The sequence below is a fragment of the Salinivirga sp. genome, from assembly GCF_035268865.1.
Lineage (GTDB): Bacteria > Bacteroidota > Bacteroidia > Bacteroidales > Salinivirgaceae > Salinivirga.
The window spans coordinates 1-22,808 of record NZ_DATFKB010000246.1 but is presented as its reverse complement, the minus strand read 5'-3'; the positions used below and the strand labels follow the sequence as shown (position 1 = coordinate 22,808).

The window sequence follows — 22,808 nt, the reverse complement described above, 5'->3', positions numbered from 1 at the left end:
TTTAAATTTCTTGCAATAACAATGCATTCAAATTAAAGGCCAAGTCCACATTATTATTCAATAGTTTTTTTCAAACGTTGTAAAAGTAAAAATATTTTTTCGGCTATTCCCTCGTACGGCAATTCTTTGTTGGATTTATAGATTAGCATTACATAAACTGCTGCCTTTTTCTGATGCACAAGTTCCTTCATCTCATAACTTTGCTTTCGATAGGCTTCACGCAATAATCTTTTTATCCGATTCCGATCGACCGCATTTTTAAACAACTTTTTTGAAACAGAGAAAGCCACTTGAATTTCAGCGACATCGACGTTATCGTCTATCACATAAACAACCTGAACCGGGAATTCGTTCAAAGCAGTCCCGCACCGAAATAAAAAATCGATTCGTTTGCGTAGTTTCAAACGTTCATTTTTCTCAAACTTCTGGTTATAATTATTTTGGGACATCCGGCGGTTATTTATTCAAAATTATAAAAAAAGCCATATCTGCTAAAGATATGGCTGCTATTAATTATAAGGTCAATTTATTTGCTTCCGTTTTTATTATAATCTTTAATAAAATTATCAAGCGCCATAGTCATTGACGGGGCTTTGGGCTGCGGTGCTTTAATATTAAGCTCAAGACCTGCTTCAGTAACCGCTTTGGACGTTGAAGGTCCGAAGGCGGCTATCTTTGTGTCGTTTTGCTTAAAATCCGGAAAGTTTTCAAACAAAGACGCTATTCCTGAAGGGCTAAAGAAAACTAAAATGTCATAGTTCACATCAGATAAGTCACTTAAATCAGCCGCTACAGTACGATATAAAATAGCTTTAGTAAATTTAATTTTATTCTTTTTAAGTTTGTTCGGTATCTCTGCCTTATGAATGTCTGACAATGGGATCAAAAATTTCTCTTTGTTGTTTTTGATGATTAGTTTGAGTAAATCATCAAATTTCCCGTTTCCATAAGAAATTTTACGTTTTCTGTATACGATATATTTCTGCAGATAGTAAGCTGTTGCTTCTGATATACAGAAATATTTCATGTCATCGGGCACAGTAATACGCATCTCCTCTGCAATACGGAAAAAATGATCAATTGCAGTTCTACTGGTAAAAATTACTGCAGAGTGATCAAGGATATTGACTTTTGATTGTCTGAATTCCTGGGCCGGAATTCCTTTGACCTCAATAAATCGCCTGAAGTCGATTGTTAGCTTATGTTTTTCAGCTAAATCTGAATAAGGCGATTTGTCATTCTCAGGCTTGGGCTGCGATACTAGGATTTTCTTAATTTTCAATTTTCCAACAGTTTTTGTGAATACTCAAAAAACCGGTAATTTCAACCACTCACTGGACAATTTGACAATTACCAGAATCGGAATAATTTCAAGGGCACAAAGATACAAAAACAAATAGAAAAGCGAAACATTTCTTGAAATGGAATAAGTTAATAATCTGATAATGCGTAATAAATAGAAAAATCCAAGCAAAATAAAACTGCCTTTTAAGATCAGAACTCCCAGTTGCGCATCAATATAGGGCAAGACTAACAAAAATGGAAAAACTACCAAAGCAAAAGTTTTATTGAAAACAAAAATATGGAAAAAATAGGCACGTGTTTCTTCCTGTATTTTCAAAAAATGACCTATAATCCAGCTAAATATCCATTTGCCGATGTATAAAACTGTTACAATAGCTGAGAGTAGCGTAAATGTTTTGAGTTGACCATAATTCCAAATGACAAATCCCATATAATCGAGCCAATGGGTAAATAGTAACCCCAATGTGAAAAAGAAAAATATATTTAATAAGAAAGAAACCCGGCCAATTATCATATTGCCTTCTTCCAAAGTATTCATAGCTCTGACACGATTAAATACCGACTTTGTAAAAGTTCGGACGTGACGACCAAAAACAGCGCGCAGGTATAAGAAAAACAGAATAAATCCTATAATAATACCAACCATTGTATCTGTTGCCTGAAATTGCCCTTTTGATACAGGACTAAAACGAATAATCTCATTTACTTCCCGGGTATAACTTTTTTGTTCTTTAGTAAGTTCCACCAGCGGAACGGGCCTGAGCGTTTTAAATACATTCTGATCTTTCTCACGGTAAGTAAGTCCTCCATGCAGCGCATTAAAAGCGTGCGGACCCTGTTCTTTTATTTTTTTATTCTGAGCTGTTTTCCACTCCTTTGGCTTGTTTTCTTCAATAGCTCTGAATCCGGCGCCAGGATTAAATATATTAACCGGTTTTAACTCCAATTTATGGTAGGTATAATCCGGTAAATAAATGTGTTCGTTTATTTGCATCTTCAAAGTAGCCGGAGCCTCAAACCTGAATTGATCTGTAAAAGACTCATCAATAGGCTCTGCTGGTTCATAAGCCCCCTTGAGTGCATTATAAACAGGCAACTCACCCTTAACAGCAACGGTAAAATCCTGTGTTTTCTGTTGCTGATAACCTGAGTTAACATTTAAATTATCCTGCTCTGTAGGCCACATTGCGATCCGGATTGATTAAAACTGTGGTAAAAATACAAATTTAAAGGATTTTCCAGCCTAAGCAAGACAAATAAAGGATTCCTTAAAGGGCTTATGGATTAAACTAAATTTTTCATATTTTTACCTGAATTTTGTGATAATTCAATATTCATTACAAAATCATTCGGTCGCCAATGCACATTAAACCGTTATCCATGAAAAAAGTAACCATATCATTAAAAATTTTCATCGTTTTACTAATTGCTTTTGCCATCGCCCAGTCATGCGTACCAGCCAAACAATTAAAAGAGCTTCAGTATAAGCACAACAGAGCCGTAGTAGATCGGGATTCGCTAAAAGAGGTGAACGAAGACCTGACGGTAGAAAATACTGAGATGGAGGCTGAGCTGGAATTACTTCGCAATCAAATATCAGGTACAAGGCAACAACTTGCCAACGAAATTGATACATCAAGGCATTACAAACACCAGTATAAGGTATACCAAAACATGTATGAGGATCTGGCTAAAAAGCAGGATGTGCTCATAAAAAGCAACCAGGAAGAAACACGTAAGCTTATGGCTGAACTTCAGGTTGCAAGGGAAGATTTGCAACAGCGGCAAGATCGCTTATATGAATTACGCGACAGCTTAAGCAAAGAACGTGAGAAACTCAATATGCTGCAGGCACAACTTGATGAACGTAATTCGATACTTGCGGCGCTGGATTCAAGCCTTCAGGAAAAAGAACAAAAACTCCAATCTAAAAGTAAACGCATAAATGAACTGGAACGCATTCTCCAGGCCAAAGACAGTGCTGTAATGGCGCTTAAAAACAAGGTGCTCGATGCTTTACTTGGATTCAGAAACCAGGGCCTCACCGTGACACAAAAAAATGGTAAGGTTTACGTTTCCCTGGAAGAAAAATTACTTTTTAGATCGGGTCAGTGGGCTGTAGATCCAAAAGGAAAAGAAGCCCTTAAAAAGCTTGCCGGAGTGTTAGCGTCCAACGAAGATGTTAATATTATGATTGAAGGCCATACTGACAATGTGCCTTATAACGGAAGCGGACAGATTAAAGATAACTGGGATTTAAGTGTTAAGAGAGCCACCAGTATACTTAAAATTTTATTGGAAAATGGCAACATCGATCCGCAAAGACTAATAGCTGCAGGAAGAGGAGAGCATATGCCGGTTGATGAACGCAATACCAGCGAAGCAAGACGAAAAAACCGCAGAACAGAAATTATTCTCACGCCAAACCTGAATGAGCTGTTCGAGATTCTTGAAACACACTAATGTGGCAAAAATTATTTCGTTTTTTATCATTAACGGGCTTATTGAAGTTTAGCAGGTTATTAAACCTATTGAAACTGTATTTGGCACATCGCCTGGCAACATTTTCGGGTAAGATACAATTACTTCCGCCCTATGCCATGAGTCTTGAGTTGTCATCTATTTGCAACCTGAAATGCCCCCAATGTCCTGTTGGGTTGGGAGAAATAAACCGTGAAAAAAAATTGATGGATACGCGTTTCGCAATGGACCAAATCTCCAGGTTTGCACGACATGGCATTGTAGTAAACCTTTATTTTCAGGGGGAGTCGCTACTTCACCATGATTTTTTTAAAATCGCATCTTTTTCAACTTCAAAAAAGCTCTACACCATTTTATCAACCAACGGAACCATGATCAACAAAAAAATGGCTGAAAAAATTGTTGACTCTGGTATACAAAAACTCATTATCTCAGTAGACGGACTAAACCAGGCTACATACGAAAAATACAGGTCCGGTGGTAATGCAGAAAAAGTATGGGAAGGTGTAAAATTAATCAAAGATACAAGACAGGAGAAACGTTCATTATGGCCCAAAATAACTGTTCAAACACTTGTAAACCGCTACAACCAAAATGAACTTGGGGCCATTAAAAAAAAGGCTTTGATGGCTGGTGCTGATAAAACGCTTTTTAAAACAATGCAGATTTATACTAATCATGAAAATTGGCTGCCCGATGACAATAAATACAATCGCTACAGAGGAAAACAAATGCGTAAAAAAGCAAAAGGTCATTGTTTCAGAGCTTTTTCAGGTATCGTTATAAGTGCTGATGAAAAATTTCTCCCATGCTGCTACGATAAGCAAGCAAGCCATGACCTGGGCTTTGGAATCAAGAACTTTGATAAGATTGTAAAAAGTCCTGCTCGAAAAAAGTTTCTCCAGCAAATTTATGGAACACAAACCATGCATGAAATATGTGAAAATTGTCCTGAAGCAATGCGCGTGTATAAATAAAAAACGGAAAACCTGAAACAGATTTTCCGTTCAATTTTTTCTCAAATGAGATTATACTTTCATGATTTCAGCCTCTTTGGCCTCAACAAGTTCGTCAACCTTTTCGATGTGCTGATTGGTTAAATCCTGAACCTTCTCCTCTGCTCTCTTTTCCTCATCTTCTGATAAGCCTTCGTTTTTCAATTTTTTAAACTCATCGTTGGCATCGCGGCGGGCATTTCTGACGCTAACTTTAGCATCTTCGCTCTCTTTTTTCACCTGTTTAACAAGTTCTTTACGACGCTCTTCCGTGAGTGGTGGGACATTGATGATAATTGCCTCGCCATTATTTGAAGGGTTAAATCCCAAATTGGCATTCATAATGGCTTTCTCAATAGGCTCAATCATATTTTTTTCCCAGGGCTGTACGCGAATGGTTTGCCCGTCGGGGGTGTTGATGTTTGATACCTGGCTAAGTGGGGTAATAGCACCATAATAATCTACCTTTACATCGGCAAGCAATTGGGGTGAAGCCTTACCGGCTCTTAGTTTTCCCAACACCTGATCAAGATGCTTCACCGCATTTTCCATACGCTCTTTGGCATCATCCATAAACATTTGCACTTCTTCATTCATGGTTGTATATTTTTAGTAAAACATTTCAGCAGTCGACCTGATTAATTTTTATTAAACCTTAAATATATTCAATTCCTGACGATTGTACCAACTTTTTTTCCGGAAATGAGTGCATTAAGATTGCCTTGTTCATGAAAATTAAATACAATAATGGGCATATCATTCTCTTTGCACATTGTAAAAGCGGTTAAATCCAGAATTTTATATTCGTTTGTCAGGCATTCGGCAAAGGTAATTTCATCAAAACGGGTAGCTTTGGGGTCTTTTTCGGGATCGGCCGTATAAACACCATCCACCCGGGTGGCTTTCAGTAATGCATCGGTATTTAATTCAACGGCACGAAGTGCAGCTGCCGTATCAGTGGTAAAGAAGGGGTTTCCGGTACCTCCACTTACAATAACCACCTCATTGTTTTCCATAGCCTCAATGGCCTCATCACGATCATAGAGGTTGCCTACAGGTTCCATCCTTATTGCCGTATATACCCTGGCCTTTACATTCAATGCCTGGAGTGCCGACTGAAGTGCCAAACTATTAATAACGGTGGCCATCATGCCCATCTGGTCGCCTTTTACACGGTCAAATCCCTGCGCAGCTCCCTTAAGGCCACGAAATATATTTCCTCCGCCAACGACTATGGCGACTTGTGTTTTTTGCTGATTAACTTCTGCAATCTCTTTAGCAAAAGCATTAAGCATTTCCGGATCAATACCGGTTTTTTGCTTTCCCATGAGTGATTCTCCACTCATTTTCAATAAAATCCTCTTCATATTTTTTTCAATCTTTATAAATCAAACGAAAGACAACTATGCTATGATGCAAGCAAGTTTCCAAACGTGAAGATACAAAAAAGGTTGTGCTGAAAAAAGTACATTTTTTCGAACACAACCTTAATTCAATGTATGGTTTTTCTTATGCGTTAAGTGTGTAGCGCTCCATAGCTACAATCTTAGCATCACCTGCTTGCTCTTTAACATAATCTCCAACAGATTTTTTACCCTCTTTAACAAATTCCTGGTTAATGAGTGTATTCTCTTTGAAGAATTTATTCAGGCGACCCTGCGCAATTTTTTCAAGCATTTCTTCGGGTTTACCTTCCTGACGGGCTTTCTCTTTGTAAATCTCCATTTCCTGGTCGATAACTTCTTGCTTAACACCGTCTTTATCTATAGCAACCGGAGCCATTGCAGCAACTTGCATTGCTACATCTTTACCAACCTCTTCTCCAACAGATTTATCAAAACCTACAAGTGAGGCCAGTTTATTACCCGGGTGAATGTATGCAGTAAGGTCTTCAGCCTGGGCAAAAGCATAATATGACAATTCGATTTTTTCACCAATAATACCAACCTGCTCAGTAACTTTTTCACCTATAGTGGTATCACCAATTTTCAGGGCTTTAAGTGCCTCAAGATCAGCAGGTGCTTCTTCAATAGCTTTATTAAGAATTTCAGAAGCAAATTTCACAAAGTCATCGTTTTTAGCTACGAAGTCTGTTTCGCAGTTCAAAACAACAATAGCTCCTTTTTTCTTGTCATCAGAAACTTTTGCCAACACAACACCTTCTGATGCTTCGCGATCTGAGCGCTTTTTAGCCACTTCCTGACCACGCTCACGTATAATTTTTACAGCACCATCGAAATCACCGTTTGCCTCTTCAAGGGCCTTTTTGCAGTCCATCATGCCTGCACCGGTCATTTTACGAAGTTTTGCAACATCTGCAGCTTTAATAGCCATGTTCAAATATTTTTAAGGTTAATTATTCTGATTTTTGCTCTTGCTCGGAATTTTTATTCTTGGTTTCCTTAGTTGCTTCGGTATTCTCTTTTACTTCCGCTTTAGGTTCCTGAGGTTTTGCCTGAGCTTCGGGTTCTGCTTTTGCAGGTTCTTTTCGAGCACTTGATTTTTTGGCTTTAGTATCCTGTTTTTTGGCTTGCTTTTTCTCTTTGGCAGGTCCCTCTTTTTCTCTTTCAGCTTTGCGCTCATCAAGGCCTTCTTTAATAGAACCTGCTACGATATCGAGAATTACTGCAATGGATTTAGCTGCATCGTCGTTTGCCGGGATAGCGTAATCAACGAGGTTAGGATTAGAGTTGGTATCTACAATTGCAAATACCGGGATGTTCAATCTGCGGGCTTCGGCCACGGCAATATTTTCTTTTTGAATATCCACAACAAACATGGCTGCAGGAAGACGATTAAGGTCTGCAATCGATCCGAGTGTCTTTTCCATTTTAGCTCTTTGGCGGCTAACCTGCAAGCGTTCACGCTTTGAAATATGATCGAAAGTTCCGTCTTTTTCCATTTTTGCCAAAGAATTCATTCTTTTTACAGCACGACGAATGGTTGGGAAGTTAGTTAACATACCTCCTGACCAGCGTTCTGTTACGAATGGCATTCCTGTAGCTTTTACTTTTTCTGCTACAATATCTTTAGCTTGTTTTTTAGTAGCTACAAACAAGATTTTGCGACCTGATTTGGCAATTTGTTTCATTGCACTTGCCGCTTCGTCAAGTTTAACTACAGTTTTATGCAAGTCAATAATGTGAATCCCATTGCGCTCCATAAAAATATAGGGCGCCATATTCGGATTCCACTTTCTTTTGAGGTGTCCAAAATGTGCACCTGCTTCGAGTAAGTCGTTAAATTGTGTTTTTGACATAATTTCTTTTTAATTACAAGTTTACGTTCTTCATTCAGGCAATTAATAAGTAACTCATCCAAAGAGGTCTTATTAATTTAGATGCTAAACTTGAGTTATCAAATCGATAAAAATTAACGTTTTGAGAACTGGAATTTTTTGCGTGCCTTTTTCTGACCTGGTTTCTTACGCTCAACTTCACGAGGATCGCGCACAAGAAAACCTTGATCTTTCAATTGCTTTTTGTCTTCTGGATTAATTTCTACCAGAGCACGTGAGATAGCCAGACGCAATGCTTCTGCCTGCCCAAAAACACCACCACCACTCATGGTTACTTTGATATCGTAAATACTCATTTTGTTGAGTTCACGTAGTGGTTGTTCTACCAAATACTGCATATTTTGCGTAGTAAAGAAATCTTTGTAGTCACGCTTATTAATCGTGATTTTACCGGTTCCTTCGCTCAAATATGCACGTGCAATAGCAGATTTTCTACGTCCAATTGTTTTTACAACTTCCATACTTAAAGTTTAATTGAATTTAGATTAATTTCTTTAGGCTTTTGAGCTTCATGTTTGTGCTCAGTGCCTGCGTACACATACAAATTTTTCATTAGCTTGCGGCCAAGACGACTTTTTGGTAACATACCTTTTACGGCATTCTCTACCAAAGATTTTGGGTTTTTGGCCATCATTTGCTTTGCATTTAATTCACGCTGCCCACCGGGATAACCAGTATAACGGATATATCGTTTCTGTGACCATTTGTTGCCGGTTAGTGCTACTTTCTCAGCATTTAAAACAACAATATTGTCCCCGCAGTCTACGTGTGGAGTGTACTCTGGCTTGTGTTTTCCGCGTAGCATTTTTGCTACTGCAGAGGCAAGCCTTCCCAACGATTGGTTCTCAGCATCAATCACAACCCACTCTTTATTAACGGTTTCGCGGTTGGCTGATACTGTTTTGTAACTTAATGTATCCACTCTTCCTCCTGTTTTGATTACACAATTATTTCTATAAAACAATTTTTAGAGCCGCAAAAATACAATCCTTTATCAAAAGATGCAATTTTATGAACAATTAATTGTGGATAAATTTCTGATTACAAACTTATAAATTAAGAAAATGGCAATCAGGCTGCATCTTGAAAGGATTAAAAGTTTTCTGTGCAAATTTGTTATCTTGCTTTATACTGGTTTACCCAACCGGCATCAGATACTGATCTTAAAAACGAAATAAGGCTGTCGCCATAAATCATATCGGCCGGATGATTGACTCCAAAAGGCTTAAGCATCTTCATTTGTGCTTTACTGGGTATAAAATTTCCCCCTGCCCAGCCCGGGATTTTATCTTTGCCAAAGGGATACTCCGGATACCGAACTTTCCAAAGGTGCTCAAAAACCCTGGGGTCGATTTTATATTCATTAAACAAATTTTTTCCTTCAGGATTGGCTTTCGAATCGATCCCCCCTGAAAATTGACTCATGAATTCATGTTTGGTTATTACCTGGTAATTTTTTGTTGAATCATAAAAAAAGGAATAAATAATATACGTAACAGCTTTACTTTGGGCTGTAGGAACCAATCGTATTCCAAAATAGTGTTTTGCATAAACTGGTTCTTCGTGGCTTCCACGCTCCTTGGGAATTATTACCTGCGAATTGGAAACCAAAACACAAAAAAATAGTATAATGAACAAAACAATTTTTCTAATCATCTGAGCTATTTAGTTTTTAATTCTTTTATCAGGGTATATTTTAAAAGCATTTTATAGTGTAATGACTTTCAAATTCTATACTAAAATACTACTTTTAACTGTCAAATAACCTCAAAATATGGAAGATTCAAAAAATTTCTCCAATAAAGTATCATTCGAGAAAAACGCTTTAATGCCACAGGAGGAAAAGCTCGAGCAAAAGAAGAAAAGAAAAAACCTTATTATAGGCGTGCCTAAAGAATCTTCGCCAAATGAAAACCGTGTTTCGCTTGCTCCACATGCTGTTGAGCTTCTGGTTAAACATAACCACAGAGTGATAATAGAAAAAGACGCCGGCTTGTCGGCCAATTTTAAAGACCACGAGTACAGTGAGCTTGGTGGCGAAATCGTTAAGTCTGCCAAAGAGGTTTTCCAGGCTGATTTAATTATTAAAGTTGCTCCGCTTAGCAAGAAAGAAATTGGCATGCTGAAGGGAAAACAATTAATCATTTCGTCTTTACAAATCAGCACACAGGATCAGGAATATTTTGGGCTTTTGCAACAAAAAAAGGTGACTGCCCTGGCCTATGAATTCATAAAGAACCGAAATAACATGGTTTTCCCGATTACAGAAAGCATGAGCGAAATATCGGGTAGTACTTCCATATTAATTGCAGCCGAATATTTAAGTAATGTAAACAATGGAAAAGGCGAAATGCTTGGCGGTATATCAGGCGTAAGCCCTACTGATATTGTGGTGCTGGGAGCGACCACTGCCGGAGAATTTGCAGTACGTACAGCGCTTGGACTTGGCGCCACTGTAAAAGTTTACGACCAGTCAATTGCCCGCCTGCGCCAGTTGCAGCGCGATCTGGGACAACAAGTATTTACAAGCATAATACAACCCAGAGTTGTGAAAAAGGCACTCAAAACTGCAGATGTAGTGATAGGCGCACTGCCCATGGAAGAAGAAGTGCCCTTTTTAGTAAGCGAAGAGGCTGTAATGAACATGAAACCCAACTCCGTGATAATTGATATTGGCATTGACCACGGGGGCTGTTTCGAAACTTCCCAGGTTTCCACACACAAACAACCTACCTTTAAAAAATATAATGTGGTGCATTACTGTGTGCCTAATATCCCTTCGCGAGTTGCCCGTACTGCATCATATGCTTTGAGTAATATCTTTGGTCCAATGCTGCTTGAGGTTGGCGAATGCGGCTCACTCAGACAACTCATCAGAGAACACAAAGGCATAAGGAACGGAGTTTATCTTTATAATGGCATTCTTACGAAGGAACGCATTGGAAGAAGATTTGGAATTGACAGCCGCGACATTGACCTTTTAATGGCAGCCTTTTAATACAAGTTGCTTACAAGCTGTTTTTCTAAAAGTTAACCTGAGGCTCCTCATCCTCGAAAAGCAGTGCATCATTGAGGTAATCATTCAAAGGCTTCATAACCTTAAACCGATTAACCACATATTCAGCATCACCGATATTTATAATCTTGTCATCAAAAAAATGGGTGGCCAGAAAATCTTTGTAACGCAAAAGATCAATGTCGGGATGATCCCCGGGATAGTCACGTGGCGACGTTTTTAGCTGGCTACCTGTCAATCCGCCATAAGTCTCCTTAAACTGTTTTTCACTCACTATTTCTCTCAACCTCGCAGCATCATAATCAATCTGTTGACGGACTTTTTTTAATTGTTCTGAATCAGGATGGTACAATCCACCTCCTAAGAAACAATTACCCGGTTCAATATGAAGATAATAGCCTGCCTTTGAGCTTTTCCGCCCATTCTCAGCCATAAATGCGCCATAATGGGTTTTGTATGGTCTTTTATCTTTTGAAAAACGCACATCACGGTATATTCTGAATACCGAAGCTTTTGATGTTAATCCAGCTACCTGGGTATCGAATGTGCCGATTCCGGCAATAATTTTTTCAATAAAAGCTTCAAATTCTTTTCGGGTTCGCTCGTATTTTGTTTTGTGAGCTTTAAACCACTCACGATTATTATTCTGTTGCAATTCTTTTAAAAATGGTATGATAGATTCCATGATAAAATATGATTGATTGGTTCAAAGTGAAAAACAACTTCAAAAATAGTTAGTTTTGTAGCACTAACAATTATTCGAAATATGCTTAAAACCATCGAATCGAAATATGGAGTAGTGATTGTAGCCGGAGGTAGTGGAAAACGTTTTGGCAATGAAATTCCCAAACAATTTCTTACCCTAAATCAATATCCGGTTCTAATGCATGCCATACGTCAGTTTTCACAAAGCATCGAGAAAATTGAAATTGCTGTGGTGTTGCCAGAAAAGCACCATGAAACATGGAAAAAGTTATGCGCAGCGTATGATTTCAATATCCCTCACCATATAAGTTCGGGAGGGACCGAAAGGTTCTATTCTGTAAAAAACGGCCTCGAGAAAGTTGCTGATTGTGAGTTGATAGGTATACATGACGGCGTTCGGCCGCTCACACCGCAAAAGCTGATTCAGCAATGTTTTGAATCAGCCGGCAGACATGGATCATGCGTACCCGTAATTCCGGTAACTGACTCACTACGTAAAGGAAACTACCAACAAAATAAACCGATTAGCCGGGAAAACCTATACCGTGTACAAACACCGCAGGTATTCAGGCAAAGTTGGATTATAAAAGCCTACGAACAGGAGTTCGATCCTGCATTTACCGATGATGCCACAGTATTAGAAAAGCTGGGATATCGGGTATTTTTAACCGATGGGACTGAAAAAAATATAAAAATTACCAAACCGGAAGACCTTAACCTGGCAGCATTTTACCTCAAAGAGCAGCACACTTAGAACTTATTGGCATAGCAATACAAACAACCGTGCCTGCATGTGTTGTAGGCTCCAATATCCTTTGAAGGAATGCAATGGCAGTGATTTCGCTGTCCTTTATCATCAGTCAACGATTTTCTTGATCCATACAGATCCGGGCTGCCAAGGAATTCCATCAGCTCTTTGTTGTTTGGATAAAGGCCGGCAAGTAGCTCATCATCAATACAACGGGAAGGCTCAATACCATAACGAGTAAAATCTTCAGGCATAGCGCAGGCCTTTATAGCAAAATCACTATCCTCTCTTTGCCACTCTTTTTGCAGGTTCTGCAAATAATTCAAAATCTTTTCACGATTTTTCCCAACCGGAATAGCTTTAGTGGGATCACTGGCAATTTCCGGATAACGATCGGCCAACCTCTTACGGGAGGCCCTGTATGATTTTAAAGTGAGAAAACTTATGGTCATTCTCCGGGTGTAGCCTACAAGACGCCTTGCAACAGCATCTATCCTGCTGATAACCTCTTCAGCGGGCATTTGGGGTAAGAGCAGAATCGGATCGAATCGCCATAAAATGCGACTACTGCCATACATGTCGGCTAATTGTTTAAAAGTATCAATTCGCTTGTCCAGCAAAGGCACATTTGGCTCCAGACCGGTATAATCGTAATTATTGAGCGTAAATTGAAAGTAAAAATCTTCTTTAAAATTTTTCAGGACAGAAAAAAAAGGCTTCGGATTTTTTGTCCAAAAAACATAAGCCGCTGCATTTTTTAGACTTATGTAATATGGTTTGCCCGAAAAAGGGTTTATACGTTCCACATAGCCCTTTTTCAGTTTTTCCTGAAACCATGCACCAAAATAGGCAGGAATATCAGTGGCCCTGCTGGCTGAGATAACTTTCGGCGCCGCAGCTTTATAAGCTTCGCCATCAATTAAAATCTGTTCGTAGGAAATTTTGCCCGGTTTGAGCATTATCACTTGCTATTCAAATATCACACTCTGTCAAAACCACCATATTTGCGCAAATCTTCCCTTGGATTAATACACATTACAGGAATTTTAGCACTATTGGCGATAATATATTGTTCATTAGCCCCCATCATATAATCCTTAAAACCAATATTTTTTGTGGTCATTACAACAATAAGGTCTGCCTGATTCTCTTTGGCAAACGAAATAGTGGCATCGGCAAACTTCTCTTTTGAGCGATTTTCCAGTATCTCATAATCGATATTATACTGGTTGAGCATTTTTTTGGCAAACATTAAATTACGATTTGTTCGCATGCTCAAATGATTATCGCTGATACTATCTTTAAAAAATAAAATTTTACTTCTGTAATAGCGGGCCAAATATATAACCCAGGGAATTTGCTCCTTATTTTCATTTTTAAAATTAATGGGCACTACAATTTTATTAAAGGGGCTTTCACTGGGTGGCGATTGCACTACTACAAAAGGAACAAAAGAGCCTGCGATTACTTTGAGCGCCCAACTTCCTGTAAGCTTTTGCATACCGCGCATACCATGAGTTCCCATGATTACCATATTGGCTTCTATTTCAGAAGCAACTTCACTTATGGTATGAAAGATACTACCCTCTTTAACAATAGCCGAAGGTTTTATGCCATATTTAATATCGGTAGTAAAAGCTACTTCATCTAACTTTTTGGTGGCTCCGGCAGATTCTTTTTCGTTTTTTACAATATGAATCAGGGTGATGTCATTATCTACGATTTTTGCTATGCGAATCGCATGTTGTAAGGCGTATTCAGACACCTCTGTAAAATCCCAGGTAACTAATATTGATTTACGTTCCATTTCTGATGTGTTTTCAAAAAACGAATTTACGGAATTTTATCCTATCTATCTAAGAAATTAACATCATGTTATTTTTTAACCAAAATAACAGCTCATTTCAGAAACGGTTTAGCCTGTCCAATATTTTATAATGGTTAGCACAATTCTACGAGAAAAATGTTAGTTTTTTGTATGTTGACAAATAGGAATATCTTTGTACGATTTATAAAATTTCAAACAGGCCGACTTAACAGCCGATAATATGGAAAAGATTCGCAATTTTAGCATTATAGCGCACATCGACCACGGTAAAAGCACCCTGGCAGATAGAATGTTGCAACTAACCAGGACAGTTGATGAACGCGACTATCAGGACCAAATGCTTGATGACATGGATTTGGAGCGGGAACGGGGCATTACCATTAAGAGTCATGCTATACAAATGCGTTACGAAAAAGGTGGTGTCGATTATAAACTCAACCTTATTGATACCCCAGGACACGTAGATTTCAGCTACGAAGTTTCACGTTCCATCGCTGCATGCGAAGGCGCACTACTCATTGTAGATGCTACACAAGGCATTCAGGCACAAACCATATCGAACCTCTACATGGCCATTGAACATGATTTAGAGATTATTCCGGTAGTGAATAAAATTGACCTGCCCAATGCCATGATCGATGAAGTGAAAGATCAGATTGTTGATATGGTTGGTTGTGAGCGTGATGACATCATAGAAGCTTCGGGCAAGACGGGCCAGAACATAGAGCTTATTTTAGAAGCCATAATAGACAAAGTGCCTCATCCGGTTGGTGATGAAAAAGCACCTTTGCAATGTTTAATATTTGACTCCGTATTCAACTCTTATAGAGGAATTATTGCCTATTTTAAAATCATAAACGGCACCCTGCATAAAGGCGATAAAGTGAAATTTGTAAATACCGGGCATGAGTATAATGCAGATGAAATCGGAATACTTGGCATGGGCATGAAGCCTACAAAAGAACTGAGTGCAGGAGATGTTGGGTATATCATTAGCGGTATAAAAACATCCAAAGAGGTTAAGGTAGGTGATACCATCACACACGTTGAAAATCCATGTGACAAGGCTATTTCAGGTTTCGAGGATGTTAAACCCATGGTTTTTGCTGGAATTTATCCTGTTGATGCCGACGATTACGAAGATTTGAGGGCTTCGATTGAAAAGCTACAGCTTAACGATGCCTCGCTCACCTTTGAACCAGAATCATCTGCCGCACTTGGGTTTGGTTTCCGTTGCGGTTTTCTTGGACTGCTGCATATGGAAATCATTCAGGAACGCCTCGACCGTGAGTTCGATATGGATGTGATTACCACTGTACCCAACGTTTCGTATAATGTGTACACAAAAGACCAGGAGGTTTATGAGGTGCACAATCCATCAGGATTACCTGAAGCAACAGCTATAGACTATATCGAGGAACCATTTATCACAGCACAAATCATCACCCATGCCGATTATATTGGTCCGATTATGTCACTTTGCATTGACAAACGCGGAGAATTGAAGAACCAAATATTTCTTACCGGAAACCGGGTTGAGATTACTTTCCAGATGCCGCTGGCCGAAATAGTTTTTGATTTTTATGACAAACTAAAAAGTGCATCAAGAGGTTATGCATCTTTCGATTACCATACCAGCGGATACAGGCAGGCCAAACTGGTGAAACTTGACATACTGCTTAATAGCGAAAGTGTAGATGCCCTTTCGACCCTTATACATGCCGATAATGCTTATGATTTGGGGCGTAAAATGTGTATTAAATTAAAAGAACTAATACCACGCCAGCAGTTCGATGTTGCCATTCAGGCAGCAATTGGCGCTAAAATTATAGCACGAGAAACTGTAAAAGCTGTTCGCAAAGATGTAACTGCTAAATGTTACGGTGGAGACATAACTCGTAAACGCAAATTGCTCGAAAAACAGAAAAAAGGGAAAAAACGCATGCGCCAGGTAGGTAATGTTGAAGTTCCACAAAAGGCATTCCTGGCTGTACTGAAACTAGATTAAGAAATGATCTCCATAAAATTTAAAAGGATATTCCGGTCGCGGAATATCCTTTTATAATTTCACCCCTGTAAGGAAAATTCACACTGAATACCCCTGAAATATTCGATTAATTCTATCTTTGATTAAAAAAATCAATATGCGCATAGCGGTTAATGTTCGACTATTACTTAAAAATAAACTTGAAGGAATTGGTTGGTTCACATATGAAAACCTGAAAAGAATTACACGTGCTCATCCTGAACATGAATTCATTTTTATTTTTGACCGCCCTTACGAAAAAGCATTCATATTTGCAGACAATGTAAAACCCGTCGTACTTGCCCCACCAACAAGACATCCTGTTTTATACGTAATTTGGTTTGAATTCAGGTTACCGAGACTTTTAAAACGCCTAAAAGCAGATCTCTTTTTATCCCCGGATGGATTTCTATCGCTAAGTTCACAAATTACGCAATTGGGTGTAATTCACGATATAAACTTTGCACACCGACCAGGCGACCTGCCCTGGTTTTACAGGAAATATTACAATTACTTTTTTCCAAAATTTGCACGCAAAGCCAATCGTCTTGCCACAGTATCGCAATACTCAAAACAAGATATTGCTGCCACATACCAAATTGATAAAAACAAAATAGATGTAGTTTATAATGGGGCAAACGAAATGTACACCCCACTCAGCCAGGATCAAAAAACTCAGGTGAAGACAGAATTCAGCGGCGGGTCACCGTATTTTGTGTTTATTGGAGCATTTAGTGCCAGAAAAAACATTAAACACTTAATACAGGGCTTCGATCAGTTCAAAAACACAGATGAAGAAAACTATAAATTGATGCTGATCGGGGAGCCCCTTTTCAGGGATGATGAGCTACAGCAAATTTATCAAAAGCTTCAGTTTAAATCCGACATTATATTTTTAGGCCGGCAAAGTCCCGAAAACCTGCATAAAATTTTAGCCTCAGCCCGGGCATTAACATTTGTACCCTTTTTTGAAGGTTTTGGAATACCTGTGGCTGAATCCATACAATGTGAAGTACCTGTACTGGCCTCCGATGTAACCTCTGTGCCAGAAGTGGCAGGAGATGCAGCAATTTACGTGAATCCCGAAAGCATTGATGAAATTGGTAAAGGTATGCAGCGCCTGGCAACTAACGAAGATCTGTACCAACAATTATTAGAAGCCACAAAAAAGCAAAAGAACACTTTTACATGGAATAAATCTGCCGAACGCTTGTGGGCGAGCATACAAAAGGTAATGCAGTATGTCAAATAAAGTATACAAACTTAAAGCATATTATAAGTCTGACTCATTAGAGGCCGGGTGCGACGAAGCCGGCAGGGGTTGTCTTGCCGGGCCGGTTTTTGCTGCAGCGGTGATTTTGCCACCCGATTTTGCAAATCCACATCTTACAGACTCCAAAAAGCTAACCGCGAAACAGCGTCTTGCTGCCCGAACCATAATTGAAGAAAACGCGATTAGCTGGGCTGTAGCCATGGTAAACAACCAGGAAATAGATGAAATCAATATTCTGAATGCCTCATTTTTGGCGATGCACAGAGCCCTCGATCAATTAAAAAAAGTCCCGGAACACATTTTAATCGATGGACACAGGTTTACACCCTATAAATCGATCCCGCACGAGTGCATAATTAAGGGCGATGGATTATACCTGTCAATTGCTGCTGCATCTGTGCTGGCCAAAACGTATCGCGACGAATACATGCTAAAAATACATGAGCAATTCCCGCAATACCGTTGGAATAAAAATAAAGGCTACCCCACCAAAGATCACCGAAAAGCCCTACGTAAGCATGGCATAACGCCATTTCACCGCAGAAGTTATAACCTGTTGGACAGACAGCAAAAAATTCCTTTTCCTGAACGAACAGATTAATCCTTGTGGTAGGTGCTTTCAGGGGTAATTACCATATCGAGCCGATAGTCATGCGAATCAAAAGGAACAGCATCTACAATTTGCTCATTAAAGCCAACACCTACAAGTGCTGCATTTATATTACCGGAATTAAGTAGCTTATCGTAAAAAGCCTTGCCCCTTCCCAATCTGTTACAATTAGCATCGAAAGCTAGGCCCGGTAACACAATAATATCAGGTTGCGCATTTGAAATCGCCTTCCCCTGCGGCTCAAGTATCCCGTAATGCGGTTCTGGCTTCATGTTTTCGACACCCTCAAAAAACTTAATAAGCAACTCATTTCCATCAATAACCGGAAGCAACACCTGCTTTGACATGTATGATTTTTTGACAAAATCATGCGTGAATATTTCCTGCCCAAAAGACCAGAATAACATGATTGATTGCGCCTCCCGATATACCGGCATCTGTTCAAGCTTACCAAATACAGCTACTGCCTGACGAAAACGGTTTGTCTCTGATAGTGAGGCTATGCGGGTTTTAATCTTTTTCCTGAGTGCTTTTTTTCTTTGATACAAGTTATTCATTTTAATTATGGATTATAGCCCGATTCTAGCAATATCTTCTGGTAATCATTATTTTTCATAAGCTGGGGTATTGTTACCTGCTCATTTTTATTCATGTAACTTCGCACAATTTGCCAGCCAACCCATTGCCCTACACGTCCTGGACTTTCTTTGGTAAAGGGTCCGGTGAATGGAGCATCTTCAATAAATTTTTTAATCAGCATCCGGTTATTATCAAAAAGAATTTTCTTTTCCATCATATACAACCATACATCCTCCTCTGATTTGCGGCACCATAACATATCTTTATCGGTATAGGCTATTTTTAGCGAATCCGGAGCCTCAGGAAAGCATGCATCCATAAGATAAAGTATTTTCCCATTGTATATCATATTCGAAACGAGGTTATTTACAGAATCATTGAATGGGAACTCAGTTACGATCCATCCCTTGACAGCTTCGTAAGGCATAACTTCCGGAGTCATTCGCTTGCGCAAATATTTGGAAATCTTCAATTGATCGTAGTAGCGGGCATCTTCACCCAAAAATTTATCTACTCCAATACCTAAAATATCTTCAGCCGTAACAATTGACTGATTAAACCCGGTCATCATTAAATAAACATCGGGGACCTCTTTTTCAGGGAAATAATAATTATAATGCTGAAAAGCTTTGTATATTTTCTTTCTGTATGGGGTGAAATCTTCATATAAATTCCGGCTTTTTTCATAAGCCATTCGAATATCGTAATCGGATAAAAAGAGGGTGAAAATATCGTAAAATTCACGCTGTGTGGGGCCTCCGGTTTTAATAATCTGATAAAAATAGAGGGATGCAAACTCCGGATAACGTTTAAACAATTCGCCTGCATTCAATGCAACTGTATCGGGGTGAGCTTCGAACAACAGACTGTCGAAACGCACAACCTTTTGCTCAGGTTGAATACTACTGACATCTACATCGAGCTTATCTTTACCGCAAGAACTAAAAACAAAACCTAAAATGACAAAAAATAATAAGGTAAATGCAAGTTTCTTGTATTTTTGTAATAAATTCAGTTTGCTTGTATTCATAAAAAAATCTTAAATTAATTTGCACAAAAAAACAAAAATAATCGTTTGCTTAGTTAACAGCATGAGAATAAAATTTTACAACATACATTACCAATTATGGTTTGTTAGATAAAACCATGGAAAAGTCAAGATATATAATTTATTTTACCTGGTCGTAAAACCTTATAACTATGAAAAAAACAATACTACTAATTAGTGCATTCATATTTAGCACAATAGCGCTCAATGCACAAAACAAATTTTCATTTGGTTTTGAAGCAGCGCCCCACATCTCATGGGCATCGAGCAACACCAATAAAGTTGAATCAAATGGGACTACCTTTGGTATAAAATACGGATTGCGGGGCGATAAATTTTTTGGCGACAATTATGCCATCACCTCCGGTCTGATGATATCCCATACTTCATTAAACCTTATTTACAAAGACTCTATAGAGTTTAATACCGTTGATAATGATTTTATGGCCGATAGCGGCAGCGCAGTAAAATACCACCTCCAGTACCTGGAAATACCATTGGGTTTAAAATTTCAATCAAACGAAATTGGATACCTCAGGGTACTTTTCGAGGGTGGTTTTATTCCAGCACTGGAACTCCGTAGTAAAGTTACTGCAGACGATTACGATGTGGATAAGCAAGAACTTACAGAAGGAACCATTCCGCTGGCTATTTCTTACTATTTCGAAGGAGGCCTCTCCTACTCATTAGGAGCGCAACTGGCCCTTAAAGGCACATTATTTTACAGCAGCGGCATGTTCGATATCACCAGCGATAATGGTGACAGGGAAGACAGAATAACCCATAATGCCTTTGGTATGAAGCTAGGCCTGATATTTTAAATTAAACAAACTATTGTAAACTGAGAAAGATGAAAATAGCGATAGCTCAAAATAACTATCACGTAGGTAACATTGAAGCAAATACAAACAAAATTAATGAACAGATAATAAAGGCTAAAGCACAAAAAGCCGACATGATTATCTTTTCAGAATTAGCAATTTGCGGATACCCTCCACTGGATTTATTAGAGCAAAAAAGCTTTATTGAAAAATCACAAAAGGCTATTAACAATATCCTCATGCATGTAGAAGATATTGTTGTAATAGTTGGGGCTCCAAGTATTAATGATGATCCACAGGGAAAAAAACTCTACAATTCAGCTTATGTGCTGGAGCACGGGCAAATTAAAAAAATTGTGCACAAAACCCTTTTGCCCACCTATGATATTTTCGATGAATACCGCTATTTTGAGCCAAACGAAGTTCCGGAAGTTGTTGAAATAAATGGCCATACCGTAGCCATTACCATATGCGAAGACCTTTGGGATGAGCAGCCTGTAGATCAGCCCTTTGCCCAATCAAGATTATACAAAAAAGCCCCTATGAAAAAACTTGCCGGCAATAGCCCGGACTTGATTGTAAACATTGCAGCTTCGCCATTTTCTTACAACCAGGAGCAAAAAAGAAAAGGTATTTTAAAACGTAATGCCCACGACTACCAGATACCACTCATATACGTCAATCAGGTCGGCGCCAACACAGACATAATTTTTGATGGCGCCTCTAAAGTTCTCAACACCAATGGGGAAATCATTAAACAGCTGAAACGTTTCGAAGAAGACTTTGATATCGTAACCCTGGGGAAAATTGAGAAACAGGGCGCAAACTTACGAAACACATCTGAAACCCGAATTCAGCAAATACATAATGCTGTGGTACTAGGTATCCGGGATTATTTTAGGAAAAGCGGTTTCGCAAAAGCTTTACTGGGCCTGAGCGGCGGAATTGACTCGGCAGTTGTAGCTGCATTAGCCTGCGAAGCACTTGGCTCCAAAAATGTGCACGGGCTTTTAATGCCCTCAGAGTTTTCATCGGACCATTCTGTAAGCGATGCCGAAATACTGGCTGTAAACCTGGGAATGCCCCACCATACGGTAGCAATAAAAGAAATTTACAATATTGTAAACTCTACACTTTCACCAGTTTTCCCTAACAATAAATTCGATGTTACAGAGGAAAATATACAGGCCCGGATTAGAGGTCTGTTAATGATGGCATATTCCAACAAACATGGCAATATGCTCTTAAATACTTCCAATAAAAGTGAAGCAGCCGTAGGCTATTCCACGCTTTATGGAGACACAAATGGTGGGTTATCCCCGATAGGAGATGTGTATAAAAGTGATGTATATGCCATTGCCCGATATATAAATCGCGACGAAGCGGTAATACCGGCAGGGTCAATTGAAAAACCACCTTCTGCTGAGTTACGCCCTGATCAGCAGGATAGCGACAGCCTGCCCGACTATGATATTCTGGACAGAATGCTATTTGAATTTATAGAACGTAAACAATCAGTAGACGATCTGATAGGAATGGGTTTCAATAAACAAGATGTGCTCAGGGTCACACATCTGGTAAATATCAATGAATATAAACGTTACCAGTTTCCCCCTATACTGAGAGTTTCATCAAAAGCATTCGGAATGGGTCGCAGGTATCCTATTGTGGCTAAATACTAGCTACCTATTTACCGCTGGCTTCAAAAATGGTTTTTATAGTATAGATCATGATTTTAAAGTCGACATATAGCGACATATTTTCAATATAAATAATGTCGTAACGCAACCGCTCAATCATCTGATCAACATTTTCTGCATAACCATATTTTACCTGTCCAAGAGATGTAATACCAGGTCGAACCCGCAACAGATGATAATAATGTGGTGCACGCTCCACAATTTGATCAATAAAAAACTGGCGCTCAGGCCTCGGTCCAACCAGAGACATGTTGCCCAGTACCACGTTATAAAACTGTGGGATTTCGTCTAGGCGGGTTTTACGTAAAAACCGCCCCACACTTGTAATTCTATTATCTGTATGATTTGAAAGCTGCGGTCCGTTTTTCTCAGCAT

25 protein-coding genes are annotated in these 22,808 nt (G+C 39.0%); 9 read left to right on the top strand and 16 right to left on the bottom strand.

All coding sequences use genetic code 11. The features are described 5' to 3' along the window. Nucleotides 1–53: 53 nt before the first annotated feature. The 3 genes from rnpA to VJ937_RS14930 form a co-directional block, all read right to left on the bottom strand. Complete coding sequence (gene rnpA / locus VJ937_RS14940; RefSeq protein ID WP_324068423.1) at nucleotides 54–449, bottom strand: ribonuclease P protein component; 396 nt, start codon at nucleotides 447–449, stop codon at nucleotides 54–56. A 77-nt stretch (nucleotides 450–526) separates the two neighbouring features. Further along, nucleotides 527–1,282: a uroporphyrinogen-III synthase gene (locus VJ937_RS14935; protein ID WP_324068422.1), complete on the bottom strand. Its 756-nt coding sequence runs from the start codon at nucleotides 1,280–1,282 to the stop codon at nucleotides 527–529. 24 nt (nucleotides 1,283–1,306) lie between these two features. After that, nucleotides 1,307–2,491, bottom strand: a complete 1,185-nt coding sequence (locus VJ937_RS14930) for a DUF4271 domain-containing protein (protein ID WP_324068421.1) — start codon at nucleotides 2,489–2,491, stop codon at nucleotides 1,307–1,309. A gap of 194 nt (nucleotides 2,492–2,685) precedes the next feature. Between VJ937_RS14930 and VJ937_RS14925 the strand changes: the two genes are divergently transcribed. Together VJ937_RS14925 and VJ937_RS14920 are read left to right on the top strand one after the other, a co-directional pair. Beyond that, nucleotides 2,686–3,768 carry an OmpA family protein gene (locus tag VJ937_RS14925; protein ID WP_324068420.1) on the top strand — a complete coding sequence of 361 codons (1,083 nt, stop codon included), beginning with the start codon at nucleotides 2,686–2,688 and terminating at the stop codon, nucleotides 3,766–3,768. Then, the gene (locus VJ937_RS14920) at nucleotides 3,768–4,763 is read left to right on the top strand and encodes a radical SAM/SPASM domain-containing protein (RefSeq protein ID WP_324068419.1); all 996 of its coding nucleotides are present in this window, start codon (nucleotides 3,768–3,770) and stop codon (nucleotides 4,761–4,763) included. Before VJ937_RS14925 ends, VJ937_RS14920 begins: the two co-directional genes overlap by 1 nt. Nucleotides 4,764–4,814: 51 nt before the next feature. On the opposite strand, the gene frr is transcribed toward VJ937_RS14920, so the two are convergent. The 7 genes from frr to VJ937_RS14885 form a co-directional block, all read right to left on the bottom strand. Beyond that, nucleotides 4,815–5,378, bottom strand: coding sequence for a ribosome recycling factor (gene frr, locus VJ937_RS14915; RefSeq protein WP_324068418.1), 564 nt, complete (start codon nucleotides 5,376–5,378; stop codon nucleotides 4,815–4,817). Nucleotides 5,379–5,446: 68 nt separating this feature from the next. Continuing rightward, a complete protein-coding gene (gene pyrH, locus VJ937_RS14910) occupies nucleotides 5,447–6,148 on the bottom strand; it encodes a UMP kinase (RefSeq protein ID WP_324068417.1) in 702 nt (233 codons plus the stop codon). A 142-nt stretch (nucleotides 6,149–6,290) separates the two neighbouring features. Next, on the bottom strand, nucleotides 6,291–7,115 hold the full coding sequence (gene tsf / locus VJ937_RS14905; RefSeq protein ID WP_324068416.1) for a translation elongation factor Ts: 825 nt from the start codon (nucleotides 7,113–7,115) through the stop codon (nucleotides 6,291–6,293). Nucleotides 7,116–7,137: 22 nt separating this feature from the next. Continuing rightward, nucleotides 7,138–8,040 carry a 30S ribosomal protein S2 gene (gene rpsB / locus VJ937_RS14900; protein WP_324068415.1) on the bottom strand — a complete coding sequence of 301 codons (903 nt, stop codon included), beginning with the start codon at nucleotides 8,038–8,040 and terminating at the stop codon, nucleotides 7,138–7,140. 113 nt (nucleotides 8,041–8,153) lie between these two features. Next, nucleotides 8,154–8,540 (bottom strand): 30S ribosomal protein S9, encoded by a 387-nt coding sequence (gene rpsI, locus VJ937_RS14895; protein WP_324068414.1) that lies wholly within the window; start codon nucleotides 8,538–8,540, stop codon nucleotides 8,154–8,156. A 2-nt stretch (nucleotides 8,541–8,542) separates the two neighbouring features. Continuing rightward, entirely contained in the window at nucleotides 8,543–9,001 is a 459-nt protein-coding gene (gene rplM / locus VJ937_RS14890) for a 50S ribosomal protein L13 (RefSeq protein WP_057953377.1), read from the bottom strand. 194 nt (nucleotides 9,002–9,195) lie between these two features. Next, nucleotides 9,196–9,735 (bottom strand): hypothetical protein, encoded by a 540-nt coding sequence (locus tag VJ937_RS14885; RefSeq protein ID WP_324068413.1) that lies wholly within the window; start codon nucleotides 9,733–9,735, stop codon nucleotides 9,196–9,198. A gap of 118 nt (nucleotides 9,736–9,853) precedes the next feature. On the opposite strand from VJ937_RS14885, the gene VJ937_RS14880 reads away from it, so the two are divergent. Beyond that, nucleotides 9,854–11,077 (top strand): alanine dehydrogenase, encoded by a 1,224-nt coding sequence (locus VJ937_RS14880; protein ID WP_324068412.1) that lies wholly within the window; start codon nucleotides 9,854–9,856, stop codon nucleotides 11,075–11,077. 25 nt (nucleotides 11,078–11,102) lie between these two features. Here the strand turns inward: VJ937_RS14880 and VJ937_RS14875 are convergent, their stop codons facing one another. Then, on the bottom strand, nucleotides 11,103–11,780 hold the full coding sequence (locus VJ937_RS14875) for a DUF2461 domain-containing protein (protein ID WP_324068411.1): 678 nt from the start codon (nucleotides 11,778–11,780) through the stop codon (nucleotides 11,103–11,105). An 81-nt stretch (nucleotides 11,781–11,861) separates the two neighbouring features. Between VJ937_RS14875 and VJ937_RS14870 the strand changes: the two genes are divergently transcribed. Beyond that, a complete protein-coding gene (locus VJ937_RS14870) occupies nucleotides 11,862–12,554 on the top strand; it encodes a 2-C-methyl-D-erythritol 4-phosphate cytidylyltransferase (protein ID WP_324068410.1) in 693 nt (230 codons plus the stop codon). Here VJ937_RS14870 and VJ937_RS14865 read toward each other — a convergent pair. Both VJ937_RS14865 and VJ937_RS14860 read right to left on the bottom strand, forming a co-directional pair. Beyond that, a complete protein-coding gene (locus VJ937_RS14865; protein ID WP_324068409.1) occupies nucleotides 12,551–13,507 on the bottom strand; it encodes a DUF1848 domain-containing protein in 957 nt (318 codons plus the stop codon). The two genes, VJ937_RS14870 and VJ937_RS14865, sit on opposite strands and share 4 nt — an antisense overlap. A 20-nt stretch (nucleotides 13,508–13,527) precedes the next feature. Further along, nucleotides 13,528–14,355: a universal stress protein gene (locus VJ937_RS14860; protein WP_324068408.1), complete on the bottom strand. Its 828-nt coding sequence runs from the start codon at nucleotides 14,353–14,355 to the stop codon at nucleotides 13,528–13,530. A 241-nt stretch (nucleotides 14,356–14,596) separates the two neighbouring features. Between VJ937_RS14860 and lepA the strand changes: the two genes are divergently transcribed. From lepA to VJ937_RS14845, 3 genes are all read left to right on the top strand, one after another. Continuing rightward, on the top strand, nucleotides 14,597–16,384 hold the full coding sequence (lepA, locus tag VJ937_RS14855) for a translation elongation factor 4 (RefSeq protein WP_324068407.1): 1,788 nt from the start codon (nucleotides 14,597–14,599) through the stop codon (nucleotides 16,382–16,384). A gap of 136 nt (nucleotides 16,385–16,520) precedes the next feature. Then, nucleotides 16,521–17,654, top strand: coding sequence for a glycosyltransferase family 1 protein (locus VJ937_RS14850; RefSeq protein ID WP_324068406.1), 1,134 nt, complete (start codon nucleotides 16,521–16,523; stop codon nucleotides 17,652–17,654). After that, on the top strand, nucleotides 17,644–18,276 hold the full coding sequence (locus VJ937_RS14845) for a ribonuclease HII (RefSeq protein WP_324068404.1): 633 nt from the start codon (nucleotides 17,644–17,646) through the stop codon (nucleotides 18,274–18,276). Before VJ937_RS14850 ends, VJ937_RS14845 begins: the two co-directional genes overlap by 11 nt. On the opposite strand, the gene VJ937_RS14840 is transcribed toward VJ937_RS14845, so the two are convergent. Both VJ937_RS14840 and VJ937_RS14835 read right to left on the bottom strand, forming a co-directional pair. After that, nucleotides 18,273–18,842, bottom strand: coding sequence for a 5-formyltetrahydrofolate cyclo-ligase (locus tag VJ937_RS14840; RefSeq protein ID WP_324068403.1), 570 nt, complete (start codon nucleotides 18,840–18,842; stop codon nucleotides 18,273–18,275). The two genes, VJ937_RS14845 and VJ937_RS14840, sit on opposite strands and share 4 nt — an antisense overlap. A gap of 5 nt (nucleotides 18,843–18,847) precedes the next feature. Then, nucleotides 18,848–19,894, bottom strand: a complete 1,047-nt coding sequence (locus tag VJ937_RS14835; RefSeq protein ID WP_324068402.1) for a hypothetical protein — start codon at nucleotides 19,892–19,894, stop codon at nucleotides 18,848–18,850. A gap of 170 nt (nucleotides 19,895–20,064) precedes the next feature. Here VJ937_RS14835 and VJ937_RS14830 point away from each other — a divergent pair, with 170 nt between their 5' ends. Both VJ937_RS14830 and VJ937_RS14825 read left to right on the top strand, forming a co-directional pair. Further along, nucleotides 20,065–20,733: a porin family protein gene (locus tag VJ937_RS14830; RefSeq protein WP_324068401.1), complete on the top strand. Its 669-nt coding sequence runs from the start codon at nucleotides 20,065–20,067 to the stop codon at nucleotides 20,731–20,733. A gap of 29 nt (nucleotides 20,734–20,762) precedes the next feature. Next, entirely contained in the window at nucleotides 20,763–22,415 is a 1,653-nt protein-coding gene (locus VJ937_RS14825) for an NAD+ synthase (protein ID WP_324068399.1), read from the top strand. Nucleotides 22,416–22,419: 4 nt separating this feature from the next. On the opposite strand, the gene VJ937_RS14820 is transcribed toward VJ937_RS14825, so the two are convergent. Then, nucleotides 22,420–22,808, bottom strand: a 389-nt coding sequence (locus VJ937_RS14820; RefSeq protein WP_324068398.1) for a sugar transferase, incomplete at its 5' end; no start/stop codon positions are given.

Coding starts and splice junctions, on each gene's coding strand:
- VJ937_RS14920 (WP_324068419.1), top strand. CDS start 3,768: ATGTGGCAAAAATTATTTCGTTTTTTATCATTAACGGGCTTATTGAAG.
- VJ937_RS14930 (WP_324068421.1), bottom strand. CDS start 2,491: ATGTGGCCTACAGAGCAGGATAATTTAAATGTTAACTCAGGTTATCAG.
- VJ937_RS14835 (WP_324068402.1), bottom strand. CDS start 19,894: ATGAATACAAGCAAACTGAATTTATTACAAAAATACAAGAAACTTGCA.
- VJ937_RS14870 (WP_324068410.1), top strand. CDS start 11,862: ATGCTTAAAACCATCGAATCGAAATATGGAGTAGTGATTGTAGCCGGA.
- rpsB (WP_324068415.1), bottom strand. CDS start 8,040: ATGTCAAAAACACAATTTAACGACTTACTCGAAGCAGGTGCACATTTT.
- VJ937_RS14845 (WP_324068404.1), top strand. CDS start 17,644: ATGTCAAATAAAGTATACAAACTTAAAGCATATTATAAGTCTGACTCA.
- VJ937_RS14840 (WP_324068403.1), bottom strand. CDS start 18,842: ATGAATAACTTGTATCAAAGAAAAAAAGCACTCAGGAAAAAGATTAAA.
- rpsI (WP_324068414.1), bottom strand. CDS start 8,540: ATGGAAGTTGTAAAAACAATTGGACGTAGAAAATCTGCTATTGCACGT.
- VJ937_RS14830 (WP_324068401.1), top strand. CDS start 20,065: ATGAAAAAAACAATACTACTAATTAGTGCATTCATATTTAGCACAATA.
- VJ937_RS14875 (WP_324068411.1), bottom strand. CDS start 11,780: ATGGAATCTATCATACCATTTTTAAAAGAATTGCAACAGAATAATAAT.
- rnpA (WP_324068423.1), bottom strand. CDS start 449: ATGTCCCAAAATAATTATAACCAGAAGTTTGAGAAAAATGAACGTTTG.
- VJ937_RS14850 (WP_324068406.1), top strand. CDS start 16,521: ATGCGCATAGCGGTTAATGTTCGACTATTACTTAAAAATAAACTTGAA.
- pyrH (WP_324068417.1), bottom strand. CDS start 6,148: ATGAAGAGGATTTTATTGAAAATGAGTGGAGAATCACTCATGGGAAAG.
- VJ937_RS14885 (WP_324068413.1), bottom strand. CDS start 9,735: ATGATTAGAAAAATTGTTTTGTTCATTATACTATTTTTTTGTGTTTTG.
- VJ937_RS14860 (WP_324068408.1), bottom strand. CDS start 14,355: ATGGAACGTAAATCAATATTAGTTACCTGGGATTTTACAGAGGTGTCT.
- VJ937_RS14880 (WP_324068412.1), top strand. CDS start 9,854: ATGGAAGATTCAAAAAATTTCTCCAATAAAGTATCATTCGAGAAAAAC.
- tsf (WP_324068416.1), bottom strand. CDS start 7,115: ATGGCTATTAAAGCTGCAGATGTTGCAAAACTTCGTAAAATGACCGGT.
- lepA (WP_324068407.1), top strand. CDS start 14,597: ATGGAAAAGATTCGCAATTTTAGCATTATAGCGCACATCGACCACGGT.
- VJ937_RS14825 (WP_324068399.1), top strand. CDS start 20,763: ATGAAAATAGCGATAGCTCAAAATAACTATCACGTAGGTAACATTGAA.
- VJ937_RS14865 (WP_324068409.1), bottom strand. CDS start 13,507: ATGCTCAAACCGGGCAAAATTTCCTACGAACAGATTTTAATTGATGGC.
- frr (WP_324068418.1), bottom strand. CDS start 5,378: ATGAATGAAGAAGTGCAAATGTTTATGGATGATGCCAAAGAGCGTATG.
- VJ937_RS14925 (WP_324068420.1), top strand. CDS start 2,686: ATGAAAAAAGTAACCATATCATTAAAAATTTTCATCGTTTTACTAATT.